This window comes from Bradyrhizobium sp. (assembly GCF_004799405.1).
In the GTDB taxonomy this organism is placed as follows: domain Bacteria; phylum Pseudomonadota; class Alphaproteobacteria; order Rhizobiales; family Xanthobacteraceae; genus Bradyrhizobium.
The window spans coordinates 1-13,950 of the sequence record NZ_SSMW01000048.1; the positions used below are offsets into that span (position 1 = coordinate 1).

The window sequence follows — 13,950 nt, forward strand, 5'->3', positions numbered from 1 at the left end:
GCTCAGTGGATGGCGAAAAGGTAGCTTATGCGACCCATCACGGTATCGACCGACTGCTTGCCGTTGAAGGTCACGGTATTAAACCCGTTGTCGCTCAGCGTGAAGGTATTCGAGTTGAACTGGTAGTGCAGATATTCGACGCCAAAAACCCAGCTCGAGTTGGCATTTTGCATGACCTTGTAGTCCACGCCAGCGCCGGCTACCCAGCCAAACAATGACGTGGCGCCTGATACCGTACCACCGCTCGTGCCGGTACCACCCCATGGTGCCAGGAAGCTAAAGGTGTCGGTAGCACTGTTCTTTACATGCGCGAAAGCCAAGCCGCCCGTGCCGTACAACATCCAGGCCGGGGCAGGTACGAAGCCCACTTTGCCTCGCACCGAACCGAGCATATCGACCGTCGAAGTCGCCGCAAGGGTGTGGTTGAGTAAGAAGACACCGCTATCGAAGGGCACAAGGTATGTGTTTGTTGCCGATGTTAAGGCCGACCCCTTGATATCGGCGGCGTCCATGTTGGCCTCAATGCCGAGTACCCAGCTGCCCATTTGCTTCTGGGCACCGAAGAAGGCGCCGGCCAGCCAGCCCTTCTGCTTTATGGAGTCGATGGACGCATCGGGAAAGAAAACCGGATCACCACTGCCGAAAGTGCGACAGTCGCCGTCGCGTTCAAATTCAAAGCAAAAGCCTGGGTCTGTGTAATCGGTTGTCTGTTTGCCCCACCCGTAGCCGGCCTCGCCGCCGACATAGATACCGGACCAGTCAGAAACCGGCATAGGCGCAATTGGGGGTGCTTTTACAGGCAAATCAGCCGCGCTCGCCGCCATCGGTAACGCGAAGAGAGCAACCGCAAGAAGAAGTTTCGATTTCATCGGAAAAGCTCCTTTGGACCCAATTAGGACCACTAGTTAAAATCCAGTTAACCTGACCAGCGGATAGTTACCAATAAAATGCCGCAATCAAGCCAGATTCGGCTTACCGCCTCCGCTCCACCGGCGTCGGCCGCCTCGTATTCCTTCTATTTTTTCTTTTGAATCAATCAGTTGCTGGTAGCGGCGGTTATCCCAGACGAGCTACGGTGGTGTACACATTTTTGGCGATTGTTGTAAAATGAACACAGTATTTCTTTGGTTTTCCTTGCCGGTGGCGTTTTTGGTTTTCGGATTTGAATGCTGTTCGTCGTCGAGTGCCCGGGAAGCCATCGATGCGGCCCAACGCACTTGACGGCAATAATCATCAGCAGGCTGCCTTGGGGACGCAAAACGGCATGAGCTTGATGTCCGAACCGGGTCAAAAGCAGACCTTAAACAGCGAATGTTCGACGTCCGCTGTTCCCTCGAAAGCGGACGTCGCGCGTTTATAAGTACACGTCCTAAGTGAGCGGCGCGCCACCGCCGCGCAAGGGAGCCAGTGAAGCACCTCTACGGGCAGGGCGCGCCCAACATGCCGGGGACGAACCTGCATGTTGTCCGAATGAAATCGGCGGCGCGCTGCCGTGCCAGGCAACCAACCTTGGGAGTTGAAAGGATAAGACTCCCCAACAGCGCGCCGTCGAAAAACCGGCCCAATGGGCAAAGGCCGGTTGTCTTGTCAGTGGCCAAGCCGCACGTTTTGCTTTCTGGGGCGCGTCATGATGCGCCCCAGTGATCGGCCGGTTTTGGCGATTGGCGGAAAAGCCGTTAAGACCCCTGTGCTTGCCCCGAGGACAAGGACAAGGCCGGAAACAAATGCGGAAGGCGGAGTGCCTTCTGTGAGAGGGACGGCATCGAAATTGAGAATTGTTATCTGAAGGACGTTGAGCGCCAAAGGAAAAAGGAGTGCCGGTTCGTTTACGATCCGGGGCAGGACAAGCGTGTTCTGGGAAATCGTCGCGCATCCGGCGCCCAGATACTCCTGCCCCGCGATTATCGAACTTCTACAAAGAAATTATCGACCTCACGATGTTCCATACCTATCCAAGTCACGTCCAGCGAAAAGCTATCTTGCCCATGATATCCAGGGGCCGAAGTATAATCGACTTTGAGGGCTTTGATCGAACGTCCCTTACACGGGGTTGGTCTGCCATAGTGATCGACCGTCACCACTGAGTCCACAAGATGCTGGGAAAGCTTCCCGTGGGCAGGCTTCGTGACAACCCTCACTACACCGTTTGATGGGCCACAAGCCTTATTCCAAGAGTGATACAACCACATTACTTCTGTCGATCCTGACCCGACAGTCCGGCTCACTTGCCTTGCCTCGCCACCGCTTTGCATACAAAAAAACAAAATGATTCCGAAAAGAAAAGGGCGCACAAAAATCTCCAATCAAACGACGGTGGACCGCCCACCCGAGCCATTCAAATAGCTCGTTCGAGGTGAGTCAATGTCGACTACACGGCTCCTCGTCCCGATGCATCCGCGCAATGGGGGCCCGCTTGGCGGGGCCGTTCGTCGATTCGATGTTCAGCTTTTCCACACCCGCGACCGGCAGCGGTTCCAGCTTGTTCCGAGCCACAGCCGATTAATAATTTGCAATGAGCGTTTCCGCTGCCGCGCGGTCGCCAACTCCTGCCGCACTCGTTTCGCCGCAGGCAACGCGCGCTATCACTTTTCCCTTTTCGGGAGCAAGCTCGCATGCCCGGTTTCAGTGGGACATCAGCCAGCAGATCGGGCTTGACGTCATCAAATCGCGCGTCATTCCGCCAAAGATCCATTCATTGAGCCGGCTGTGACCGTATGCCCCGGTCACCAGCAGATCGGCGTTTTCGTTCTGGGCGAATTCGATAATCTGCGCTGCACTGGACAGCATTTGCGTTTCGGTTCGACCCTCCGCCTTGATCCGGTGACACGCCAGGTAGTGGACGACGTCATCGAGCCGAAGACGAGCCGCTTGCATTTGATCGCGCTCGCAGATCTCAATCACCGTGACGCGTTTCGCCTCATGGAGGAACGGCAATGCATCCGCTACCGCCCGCCTCGCCTCGCGCGTATCCTTCCATCCGATGACCACGTGTTCCGCCTGAAGCGATTTCACCGCGGCGGGCACCACCAGGATTGGGCGCCCGGCGCGCAGAATTGCCGCTCCGGCATTGGCGACCCTGTACATATCTTCCGAAGGCCTGCTTCTTTCGAGCAGGATCAAATCGGCGCATCGCGATTCCCTGATCAGGGTGTCGGTGGGTAGCTCGATAGCCGCGCGCCACTCGATTTGCAGCCGGGCGCCCGCGGCCGTCCGAAATCTGTTTTCGGCGTCCGCAAGTTTCGCTTTCATCTGCGCGATATCGAATTCCGACGCGTTGTCGACAATCACGACGCCTTCGGCGGCAACCGGCGGCATGATCCCCAGGGCCGAGACACCGATCAACCTGGCCGAGAATTTGTCGGCCAAGCCGACTGCGACGCCGATCAGCTGCTTCGAAACGTGGTCAGCGTTGAGGTAGACCATCAGCGTTGCATAGGACATGGCGGCGCGCCTCTTTCTTATTGACGTCCTTCTCGGACCTGGTCCTTTTCAAATACCGAACGGATACGTATCGGGAAGCCCCTTGAGCTCGGCCGTATCAAGCGGGGTCACCGCGCGAGTCTTGTCGAACCAGACATACTCATCAAACTGTCGCGGCAGGTTCGCCCGGAAATAATGGCTCGCCATCTCGGTTTCAGGTCGGTAGATCACGCCGATCGCCCGCTCAAGACGTTCCATGCCAAGGCCGGTCGGGCCACGCAGATCGTCGCGGCCGCGCAATCCCAACATGAACCGCGCCAGCCCGGTGGCGTGGCAAAGCTGCTCATAGCTGTCGGGAAGTGCCGGCCGAACGGTCTTGATCTCCATCGGGCCGCCCCATTCGGATGCCGCCGCAACCGTGCCGCTATGGGTACCAAAACCGATCAGATAGGCCTGATCATCGAATTTCTCGCGGCAAAGCTGGCCAATATTGTATTCGCCGCGGGCAGCCATCTCGGTCGCTGCAGCATCGCCGATATGCGAATTGTGGGCCCACACAACCGCTTTGCTGTCGGCGCCATGAAACGCCAGCAGATTCTTGAGCGTTTCGAACATGTGACTGTCGCGCAGATTCCATGACGCGCGCGAGCCGTAATACATGATGCGATAATAACGTTCGGCATTGGCCACCAGACGCGCATTCTGCTCGGCATCGAGAAAGCGCTCGCCATCGTGCTCGGCGTAAGCCCGCCGCTTTGCCAGCAGGTCGGTGAGCGCACGCACGACCTTGGATTCGCAAGTCGGATAGGATCCGGTCAACGCGGCATGGCCGTAGGTCGCAGGATCGCTTTGCCACGGCGTCAGGCAACCGTAGCGTTCGCGAGCCACCTTCGCCGAGCCGGGATCGACTTCATCGAGATAGCTCAGAACCGATCGGATCGAATCATAGAGGCTGTAAAGATCGAGGCCGTGAAATGCGACACGTTCGCCCTTCTGCACCATGCCGTTGTGCTCGCGCAGCCAGCCAAAGAAATCCCGCACCTCGGTGTTTCGCCACATCCAGGTCGGGAACCGTGCAAACGCGGTCCATTCCGATGGCGGATATTGGAAATCGCGCACATAGTGATCGACGCGCGCGGCATCCGGCCAGTCCGCCTCGATGGCGATGAAACGAAACCCCTTCTTCACGATCAACTCGCGGGTGATGCGTTCGCGCATCTTGTAGAACTCGGATGTGCCGTGGGTCGCTTCGCCGAGCAGCACGATACGTGCCGAGCCGATCCGCTCCATCAGCGGATCGAGGTCGGCGGCTTCGATCGACGGGAATGATTCCGCGGCGTCAGTGAGTCTGCGGACCAACGCTGCGTCGGCATAGGAAACCGGCGGCAAGGCGCGGCGCAGCGGCGCGGTGTCGGCTTTCGGATCTCCCCAGCCCTGTTCGCCGATCAGCGGTACAAAACGAACGTCCGCAATATCCTCGCTGCGATACTCTTTCTTCGAGATGCGCGTGACCCGGACCAGTTCCTGGGTGCGCTGATCTGCACCGACCGGGATCACCAGGCGGCCGCCGATCTTCAATTGCTCCTTCAGGGACTCCGGTACCTGTGGCCCACCCGCCGCCACGACAATCCCGTCATAGGGAGCATGCTCCGGCCACCCTCTGGTGCCGTCGCCATGCAGGACGTGAACGTTGTCGTAGCCGAGATCGGCCAGGGTTGCCGCCGCCTTGTCGGCGAGCTGGCCGAGGCGTTCCACCGTATACACATGGGCCGCGATTTCCGACAGCACCGCAGCGGCGTAGCCGGAGCCGGCGCCGATCTCGAGGACGTTATCGCCGCCCTTGAGCATCAAGGCCTCGGCCATGAAGCCGACGATATAGGGCTGGGAAATGGTCTGCTCGCCTTCGATCGGAAGCGGCGAGTCCTCGTAGGCGAATTCGCGAAGCCTTTTTGGCAGGAACAACTCACGCGGCACCTTGCGCATGGCCTCAAGGACGAGTTCATCGCGAACACCACGCGCGGCGATATTGCGGTCAACCATTTCTTCGCGGCGCAAGGCAAACGACTTGGCTTCGTTGGACCGGTCTTTTTTCGACGCCAGCATCACCATGACGATACCTCCCGTAGTGTGCAAATTCTGGTCAATGGTTGCATCGACGGGCTTCACGACCTTGATCGAAATCAAGTTCATCGCACGAGATCGAACGATACTGTTTTCGATCCGAACGATCGATTGGAGAAGCCATGGACCTCAAGGAGGCGATCTACAGCCGTCGTGCCGTACGCGAATTCACGGCGGAGCCGGTGAAAGAGGAGGTATTGCGACAACTGATCGATGCCGCCATCCAGGCGCCCAGCGCGGTCAACCAGCAGCCATGGCTGTTTACGGTCGTGCGCGACAAGGCCTTGCTGGCGCGCTTCTCAACCGAAGCGAAAGCCTACATGCTCAAGACTTCAATGGCTGCGGCCTCGCATCATTTCCAGACCATACTGAGCAATTCGGATTTCGACATTTTTTATCATGCTCCCGCCCTCATCGTCATTTCGGCCGCTGCCGAAGGGCCTTGGGCTGTGGAAGACTGTGCGCTGGCGGCGGAGAACCTGATGTTGGCGGCGTGCGGCGCCGGACTTGGAACATGCTGGATCGGGTTTGCGCAGCGCTGGCTTGGAACGCCCGACGGCAAGGCGGCCCTCAAGCTTTCCAGCACCAACGTACCGGTCGCGCCCATTATCGTCGGACATCCCAGGACACCGGCAGCGCCGGTTCCCAGAAAAGCTGCAAAGATTGAATGGATCTCGTAGGCCGGGCCTGCCTTGCGACGCCACATCTTTCGGCCGCGGCCAAGTGCGCGGGGTTTGATGAGGATCAAATCTGCGATCAGCGAAACGTCCAACATCACGACATCATCGACAGGCCTTCGCAGGAGTTTTGATCATGCTGGCACGTGACGTGATGGTGTCTCCCGTAATTACCGCAAGCAAGACCGCGACTGTTCGTGAAATCGCAAAGATCCTGCTTGAGAAGCGCATAAGTGCGGTTCCTGTGGTTGACCATGCCGGCAAGGTTGTCGGCATCATAACGGAGAGCGATTTGATGCGTCGCGCAGAGGCCGGGACTGAGCACCCTTACTCGTGGTGGGTGCATTTCCTCGCCGGTGATGCGACGATCGCGGCCGATTACGTCAAATCGCATGCGGCCAGGGCTGAGGATGTCATGACCCCCGACGTCGTGACCGCCACCCCGGAAACGCCATTGCATGAACTCGCGACATTGCTTGAGGAACATCGGATCAGGCGCGTTCCGATCGTCGACAAGGCCGGTAATCTCGTTGGCATCGTCAGTCGGGCTAATCTGATCCAGGTGGTCGCCAGCGCCCGGCCAAAGCTCGAAATGACCCTTTCCGACTACACGATACGGCAAAAGCTGCTTGACGAACTCAAGAAACAATCCTGGACGCACATGTATAATTTGAACGTGACCGTAACGCGCGGAGTCGTCGACCTCTGGGGTTATGCTCAATCCGATGAGGAGCGGAAGGCGATCCGTGTGGCGGCGGAAGGCATTCCGGGAGTCACTGCCGTCAACGATCACCTCGCCGACAGCCCGGTATTTGCCTACTGATTCTGCGGCTCCTCAGGCCGCGATCTGTCCGGTGCCGGCAACCCGCAGGTGTGCAAACTGCTCTGCCGTCACGGTTTCATGCGCGATCAGAAGTACACGCCTGCGTCGAGATCGCCCCGGCGCCGTGCCGCGTATGAATCCGCTGTCGCACCGAATAGCAACTCACATCATCATCGTAGAACCCGAAAGGATAATATCCGTAGGGTCCGATAAGTCCCAATCCCCAAGCATCGCCGAAAAACCCGCCGCCGCCAAACCATTGGGACTGAAAATCGCGTCGTCGCGAGCGGCTTTCCGTTTCCTCACTGCTCGAATACGGCCCGGCAGGCATCGCTGAGACTAGCCCTCTGCCGCCGCAGGCAGGCGGTGATGGCCCGGACGTTGGGAATTTCGCCGGCGCAGAGCCGATAGACATCGGGCGTGCACGCCCTGCGCTGCTCCGGCGTCGCCAGCTCAGCCAACGCAAAGCCGGTCGCGCATAGCGCGAGAACGAGGCCGAGCGCCAAGGCAAGATTGCCGCGCCTCGTCTTGGTCCAAAATCGTGTTTTCATGACGGTGGATCCGCTCTGGTTTGACGGTGCCGTGACGGCACCGTGGTCCTCAACGCAAATACGGAAATTATCGATTCCGAAATGTGACTTTTCTCACATTGGGCCGTCGTTCGGATCAATCGATTTGTCGCATCCCGATCAACGGAACCGTAACCAAGCCTGCCGCGAGCGCTGGATCGATACAATTTGAACGATCAATTCAATCGGGAAACAAAGGACTTTTGCGACGGTGCGCTCTCAAAGGCGGGGAGAGCGCGATGAGCGACGTTGAATTCGACCGATTGCTGGATGCCGTGAACGAGGCGATCGCGCCCGTTCCGCAGGAGGAGGCTTTGGCCGACCTGCCGAAAGCCAGCAATGACAACGAGCAGGTCTGGCCGTTCATTCCGTTTCCCGAAGGCTGGTACGCCGCCTGCTGAGCGCACGTTGAGGATTTCTTGCGGTCTCTCAGGCCATCGGCGCAGCCAGTTGATTGACTAACCCTTGAGATAGTCGCGACCGCCCCCGAGGCGTTCAATCTTTCGTCCATCCAAAGCTGGCACTCTCGGGGTCGCAGGTAGTGTCTCAGTTTGAAATTTCAGCCCTACTCGATACGCGGGCAGTCCGAATAAAGGGGCTGATTGTTTTCAGCGATCTTGAAGGTGGCTGTCAATTCAAACCCGATGATCGTGGTAATGGCTGGCCTCGGCGCGTGTGCCAAGCGCTTGCTGTATCGCTTGGAGAAGTTCCGGTGGTCGAAATGGCTTCGTCAAACAAACGACGTTGGAGAGCGCCGGGACCATGGGAAGAAAATCCAGCGCGGTCCGCGTGGTGTGTTTGAGTGGCACTCCCGAAATGGCGACGATCGGCAGATCGGCTGTGCGCTGACGTAACATCTTGATGACTTTCACGCCGTCGATCCCAGGCATGTAGATATCGATGATCGCCAGGTCAAATTTGGAATGGTCGAATTCCCGCAGACCTGTCGCGCCACAGTTGGCGCCAACCGTCTCGTACCCTTTGGCTTGCAGCGTAAGCGAGATCGCTGCACGCACATGAGCCTGATCATCGATGATAAGGACTCGAACCATCCGCGCGCCTTCTGATCCAACCTGAGAGGGGGAATCGAGACATAAAGCAAGCGACTAGATTCTAAGCTAGATAGGTAAACAAGGGATTGCGTTCTATCTCGCGATCAACTTGCCCGCGCGCTCAGGGCGGCGGTCTGCTTGCCTAGCGTGGGTTCTCCGAGCGACGCCAGCGCCAAACGAAGCATGCGGGCGAGCTCCGGCTTGCGGTACGGCTTGGAGAGCAGAAGAACGCCGGGGTCGAGCCGACCATGGTGGATGATCGTGTTAGAGGTATAGCCGGACGTGAACAGCACTTTGAGAGATGTGCGTCGTTTGGCGATCTCTTCCGCAAGCTGCGGGCCGTTCATTTGGCCGGGCATGATCACATCAGTAAACAACAGATCGAAGTTCGCTCCGCCATTAACAATTGCAAGTGCCTCGGCTGCGTTCCTAGCCGATAGCACCTCGTAGCCGAGCCCGTGGAGCTGGGTGATGACAGACGTACGCACGAGTTCGTCGTCTTCAACGACCAAGACAGTTTCGTTGCCGCGATGACTCTCAGACTCGGGCAAAGTATCAACAAACTCGTCCTGTCGCGCGCCTGACTGCGGCAAATAGATCCGGAACGTCGTACCGTGCCCTTCTTCACTGTAGATCTTGATATGCCCGTTGGACTGCTTGACGAAACCGTAGACCATGCTCAGGCCAAGTCCGGTCCCCTTGCCGATCTCCTTGGTTGTGAAAAACGGTTCAAACACCTTGTCGCGGATCGCTTCCGGAATTCCGGCGCCGGTATCGCTTACCGCAATCATTAAATAGTTGCCGGGCTGGACCTCGCTATTGGCGGCCGCATAGCTCTGGTCCAGAATGACATTGCGCGTCTCCAGCGTCAATTTTCCGCCGCTCGGCATGGTGTCGCGAGCATTAAGCGCAAGGTTCATAAGTGCGGAACTGAGCTGACTCGGGTCGACAAGAGTGGGCCAAGCGTCATTCGAAAATATCGACTCGATCTCGATTTGCTCCCCTAATGCCGGTCGCATTAATTTTGCCGATTCCACTATCAGGGCGTTGACATCGGTTTCGCGGGGCCGCAACGGTTGCTTACGGGCGAAAGCAAGAAGGTGGCCCGTCAGTTCAGCACCACGGTCGGCAGCCTCGCTGATCAGCTTGACAATAGCCGCGAGGTTCGGTTTGTCGGCGACCGCGTCGGCCAAGATATCGACAGTGCTGGTGACGACGGTCAACATGTTGTTGAAGTCATGCGCTATGCCGCCCGTCAGCTCGCCGACAGATTCCATCTTCTGTGCGTGCCTGAGTTGCTCCTCAGCGGCAAGCTTGTCGGTGACATCCCTGATGAAACCATTGATAGTGTAGCCATCGCGGCGGCGAAGCGACGTGAGGGAGATCTCGGTTTTGATCTCTAGGCCGTCACGCCGCAACGATGGAGCTTCGTAGCGTTTACCGCGATTCCCAGTTTGCGACTCCCGCAAGAATTGAGCGAGCCTTTTCGAGTTCGCGGCGCGACCCGCCGCTGGGATAATCAAGTCGCGAAGATTTTGTCCAACTGCCTCCTGGCTTGACCAGCCGAACATCGATTCGGCTTTGGAATTCCAGCGCATGATAGTGCCAGCCTCGTCCAATTGCACGAAGGCATCGAGTGCAGTATCGATAATAGCCTGTGCCATCTGCTCGCTTTCAAGCAGCGCCTCTTGGGTCTTCTTTCGAGCGCTGATGTCGCGAGCGACCTTGGCCGCGCCGATGATCGCTCCCGATTGCGACTTGACCGGCGAGACGCTGAGAGAAATGTCAATCCGCTGCCCACCCTTGTTCGTGCGCACAGTCTCATGGTGAGCAACTTTCTCACCCAATTTGATCCTGCCCAAGATATCGAGAACCTCGTCGCGCAATTCGTTGGGAACGACAATGTTAATGCTCTTGCCGATCGCTTCTTCCGGTGTGAATCCAAACAGACGTTCTGCCGCGTGATTCCAACCAGTGATGACACCATCGAGAGTCTCTGTTACGATCGCGTCGTCGGATGATTCCACTGCCGCGATGAAGAGTTGCTCCCGTTTCGCGTATTCCCTAAGCGCAGCTTCTGCACGTTTCCGCTCGCTGATATCGACGATCGCGGTCAGCACCAACAGACCGCCTTGGGTATGAATTGGATTTAATCCGATCTCGATCGGAAATTCAGTGCCGTCCTTGCGGAGACCATAGAGATCGCGTCCAATGCCCATACGGCGCGCCGAGGGTTGCGTCACAAATCCGGAGCGATGCTGGACATGGTGACCGCGCATTCTGCTCGGCACGAGGATATCCACTGGCTGGCCGATTAGCTCGTGGCGTTTATATCCGAACAGCCTTTCGGTCTCGGCGTTGATCAGAACGATTGACCCGCCGCCGTCGATCATCACAAGGCCGCTTGGAGACGCCTCAACCGCAAGTCGGAATTTCTCTTCTTCCTTTTTAAATGCGTCGGCAGATTCCAAGAGCGCGGCATCGGATTCAAATAAGAGTTTAAAGTTCTGACGCAATAGTACGAGGAGGAGTGCCGAACAAAGCACAGCAATCAAAGTACCAAAGGCAATTAGTGTCGCTCGGTTATACCAGTTCGCCAGCGCAGCAGATTCCTTAACGGCGACATCCACGACCAATGGATAATCGTGCATTGGACGGACTGAAACGTACCGCGCATCACCATCGAAATATCCAGGCGATAGATAGTTTCCTCCACCTGACGCCGCCAATTTATACCAGGGGGATTGCGCCGGCATTTTTTGGTCGTTGCGATCTATTGCGTCCGGATAGCGCACCAAGATCCTGCCGTCAGAATGCAACAAGACAAATGTCTGATCGCTGAGAGAGCTAATGGATTTGTATATGGCTTCAAAATACGAAAGGCGCAGCCCGATCAAAACCACACCCAGAAATTCGTTGTTCGATCCGCTAATCCGCCTGCTGAAGAAAATCGTTTTTTCCCCTGAAAGCCGATCCTTCAGGAGGCTGCTGATATAAATGCCCTGGTCGGTTTCATTCTTGAAGTGCTGGAAATAATCGCGGTCGGCCACGTCGTTGCCCGACGGCGGCCATTGCGAGGTGCTGTTTGCAACTTTCCCGGTATCGTCGATCAGCGCGATAACGTCGGCTTGTGATAACCGATTGAGGTCTTCCAGCAACAATTCGTAAACTTCATGACTGCGTATTCGCTGATCCGTTTCATTCGGGGTTTGCGGCCCGTGTGCTTTTGTCTGATCACGTACATCGCTTAACATGATATCGACCGACTGAATTGAGCTGGCGATTTGACCGCTCAACACCACCGCGATATTGCCGCTGTTGTTATCAGCGTCTCGAATTGCATCCGAACGAAGGGTCCAAATTGTGAGCCCAATGGCCGAGACGAATAAGATGATCAGGACGACTGCAATGCAGCTGAGCACGCCAAAATTCTTGTGGGTTGCATTTCGGGACATAATGCAGACTTCTTGTGCGGTTGCTATTGCCTAATATTACCCCGCATAAGGTTAGGAAGCATTTAAGAGTGCTGCAATCTTGGGGCGCATTAACAAGGCCTTGGCATCTGACTCGTCCGGTAATCTGTCTCGAATCGGCCGTAGGCATCATAACAATGACGTGCCGGCATCCCTAGGCCGAAAGTGAATGCGGGGCAGGATCGATCACTCGCAGTTGGGTCTCGCACACGGGTTGAGCGAGGCGTTGCACGGAATCGGAAGGCCAAGCTTTTACGCATTCGATGAACACGTCGGGCTGCATTGGTTTGGCAAAAATATAACCCTGTACCGTGTCGCATCCCATCTCAATAACCGATCGAAGATCTTCAGGTTGCTCGACACCCTCCGCACAAACTCGACTGCCGACGCGGTGGGCGAGATCGATCACGGTCTGGCAGAGCGCATGTTTGAGTGGATCGGACGAGCAGCTGGACACGTAGCTGCGATCCAATTTTAACTCGACGCAAGGCAACTCAATCAACCGTGAGAACGAAGAATGAGCCTGTCCGAAGTCGTCAATCGACATCCAGACGTTATAAAGCTTCAACTGTGTTGAAATATCGTGGACCAATGTCGGGTCTTTGACAGCTTCGTCTTCGGTAACTTCTATAATAAGCCCCGGAAATCGTTGATCCGACGGTAGTTGCAAGCGCAAGAAATTGACGAAGCCATCAGCTGTTATGACGGATACGGGTATATTCACCGATATTTTGACGGGGACCCCCGCATCCGCAAATTGGAGCCAATCCGTCATCGCACGTCGGATCACGAATTTTGACAACGGATGGTATATGGGATCGCCGGCGGGAGGGAGAATTCCCGACGGGGGTACGATACCAAGCTTGGGGTGTCGTGCCCGCAAAAGAGCTTCAGCGCCGGAGACCAAGGATGACCGCAGATCGATCTTCGGCTGATACCACAATTCCAACCAGTCAGCGCGGATCGCCTCTTCGAGATCAATGACATTCCGTTCGGGCTGCTGTGCAGTCGCTGTTGCTTTCACCGCCTGTGGCGGGGTTATCAATAGGCTCTTTAGGTCGCCCGCGCGGAAGGGTTTGGGGAGAGATGGCAGCATTGCAAGCCCGTGCCGTTCGCCGATGCGTTGAATTTCGTTCAGCATTTCTTGGCCATGCCCGCTAATTAGAAGTACCTTGCCGTCGTATTCGACTTCAGCGAGCCGTTGAATAACTTCAACTGCGTCAGATTGGCCGAGCGTAAGATCCAGCACGATTACTTCGCAAGGGGACACCTCAAGTTTGGCCAGCATCAGGGCTGTATCTGAGAAACCAAGAGCGTCGTAGCCGATGCTATTGAGGATAATGAGAACTGACGCCCGCACTTTCGGATCGTCATCCAAGACATAAGCAATGCGCTGAACAGGGCCTTGAAGGTGCATTTTGTCCCCATCACCCGCTTAGACGCTATATTTACTTGAACTCGCTTACTGGACTTGATTGCAGTATTCGCCGATAGCTCGCGCTCAAATTGTAATCATTCTGTCAGTTATTCTTTAGCGAGCAAGCTACCCTTATCCATAGAACTTTAAGATTTGATAAAGGAAGACGTATGGGAGCGCCCGGTGCAGGAAGTAGGGCTGCACGACTCCATGTTCGGAGGCTCGCGTCACCCAGCCGGTGGCGATAAAGTCCGTTTAGGGTCATTAGCGGACTTCGCCGCTTCCCCGGATCATGTCCGCTTTCGGGGGGTGGTCTCAACCGGTTGACGCAACACTTTATCTTAGAGGGAAAGGATGGAGTGTGGGATGGAACGGAGATTTCATAGAGGGTTTACTGC

The 13,950-nt window shown here is 56.5% G+C and carries 10 protein-coding genes; 3 read left to right on the plus strand and 7 right to left on the minus strand.

Annotated features, from left to right (window positions below; genetic code table 11):
• Window positions 1-2: 2 nt before the first annotated feature.
• The 3 genes from E7813_RS08330 to E7813_RS08340 form a co-directional block, all read right to left on the minus strand.
• Window positions 3-869 (minus strand): hypothetical protein, encoded by an 867-nt coding sequence (locus E7813_RS08330; RefSeq protein WP_291572710.1) that lies wholly within the window; start codon window positions 867-869, stop codon window positions 3-5.
• Between the two features lie 1,753 nt (window positions 870-2,622).
• A complete protein-coding gene (locus E7813_RS08335; protein WP_291572713.1) occupies window positions 2,623-3,441 on the minus strand; it encodes a universal stress protein in 819 nt (272 codons plus the stop codon).
• A gap of 48 nt (window positions 3,442-3,489) precedes the next feature.
• A complete protein-coding gene (locus E7813_RS08340) occupies window positions 3,490-5,529 on the minus strand; it encodes a protein-L-isoaspartate(D-aspartate) O-methyltransferase (protein ID WP_291572728.1) in 2,040 nt (679 codons plus the stop codon).
• A gap of 134 nt (window positions 5,530-5,663) precedes the next feature.
• On the opposite strand from E7813_RS08340, the gene E7813_RS08345 reads away from it, so the two are divergent.
• Together E7813_RS08345 and E7813_RS08350 are read left to right on the plus strand one after the other, a co-directional pair.
• Window positions 5,664-6,221: a nitroreductase gene (locus tag E7813_RS08345; protein ID WP_291572715.1), complete on the plus strand. Its 558-nt coding sequence runs from the start codon at window positions 5,664-5,666 to the stop codon at window positions 6,219-6,221.
• A 133-nt stretch (window positions 6,222-6,354) separates the two neighbouring features.
• Window positions 6,355-7,041 (plus strand): CBS domain-containing protein, encoded by a 687-nt coding sequence (locus E7813_RS08350; RefSeq protein WP_291572717.1) that lies wholly within the window; start codon window positions 6,355-6,357, stop codon window positions 7,039-7,041.
• Window positions 7,042-7,343: 302 nt separating this feature from the next.
• Here E7813_RS08350 and E7813_RS08355 read toward each other — a convergent pair whose 3' ends face one another.
• Window positions 7,344-7,592 carry a hypothetical protein gene (locus E7813_RS08355; protein ID WP_291572719.1) on the minus strand — a complete coding sequence of 83 codons (249 nt, stop codon included), beginning with the start codon at window positions 7,590-7,592 and terminating at the stop codon, window positions 7,344-7,346.
• 257 nt (window positions 7,593-7,849) lie between these two features.
• Between E7813_RS08355 and E7813_RS08360 the strand changes: the two genes are divergently transcribed.
• The gene (locus E7813_RS08360; protein WP_291572720.1) at window positions 7,850-8,011 is read left to right on the plus strand and encodes a hypothetical protein; all 162 of its coding nucleotides are present in this window, start codon (window positions 7,850-7,852) and stop codon (window positions 8,009-8,011) included.
• Between the two features lie 234 nt (window positions 8,012-8,245).
• Here the strand turns inward: E7813_RS08360 and E7813_RS08365 are convergent, their stop codons facing one another.
• The 3 genes from E7813_RS08365 to E7813_RS08375 form a co-directional block, all read right to left on the minus strand.
• Window positions 8,246-8,662: a response regulator gene (locus tag E7813_RS08365; protein ID WP_291572723.1), complete on the minus strand. Its 417-nt coding sequence runs from the start codon at window positions 8,660-8,662 to the stop codon at window positions 8,246-8,248.
• Between the two features lie 104 nt (window positions 8,663-8,766).
• Window positions 8,767-12,117: a PAS domain S-box protein gene (locus E7813_RS08370; protein ID WP_291572724.1), complete on the minus strand. Its 3,351-nt coding sequence runs from the start codon at window positions 12,115-12,117 to the stop codon at window positions 8,767-8,769.
• Window positions 12,118-12,289: 172 nt separating this feature from the next.
• Window positions 12,290-13,552 (minus strand): EAL domain-containing response regulator, encoded by a 1,263-nt coding sequence (locus E7813_RS08375; protein ID WP_291572726.1) that lies wholly within the window; start codon window positions 13,550-13,552, stop codon window positions 12,290-12,292.
• Window positions 13,553-13,950 lie beyond the last annotated feature (398 nt).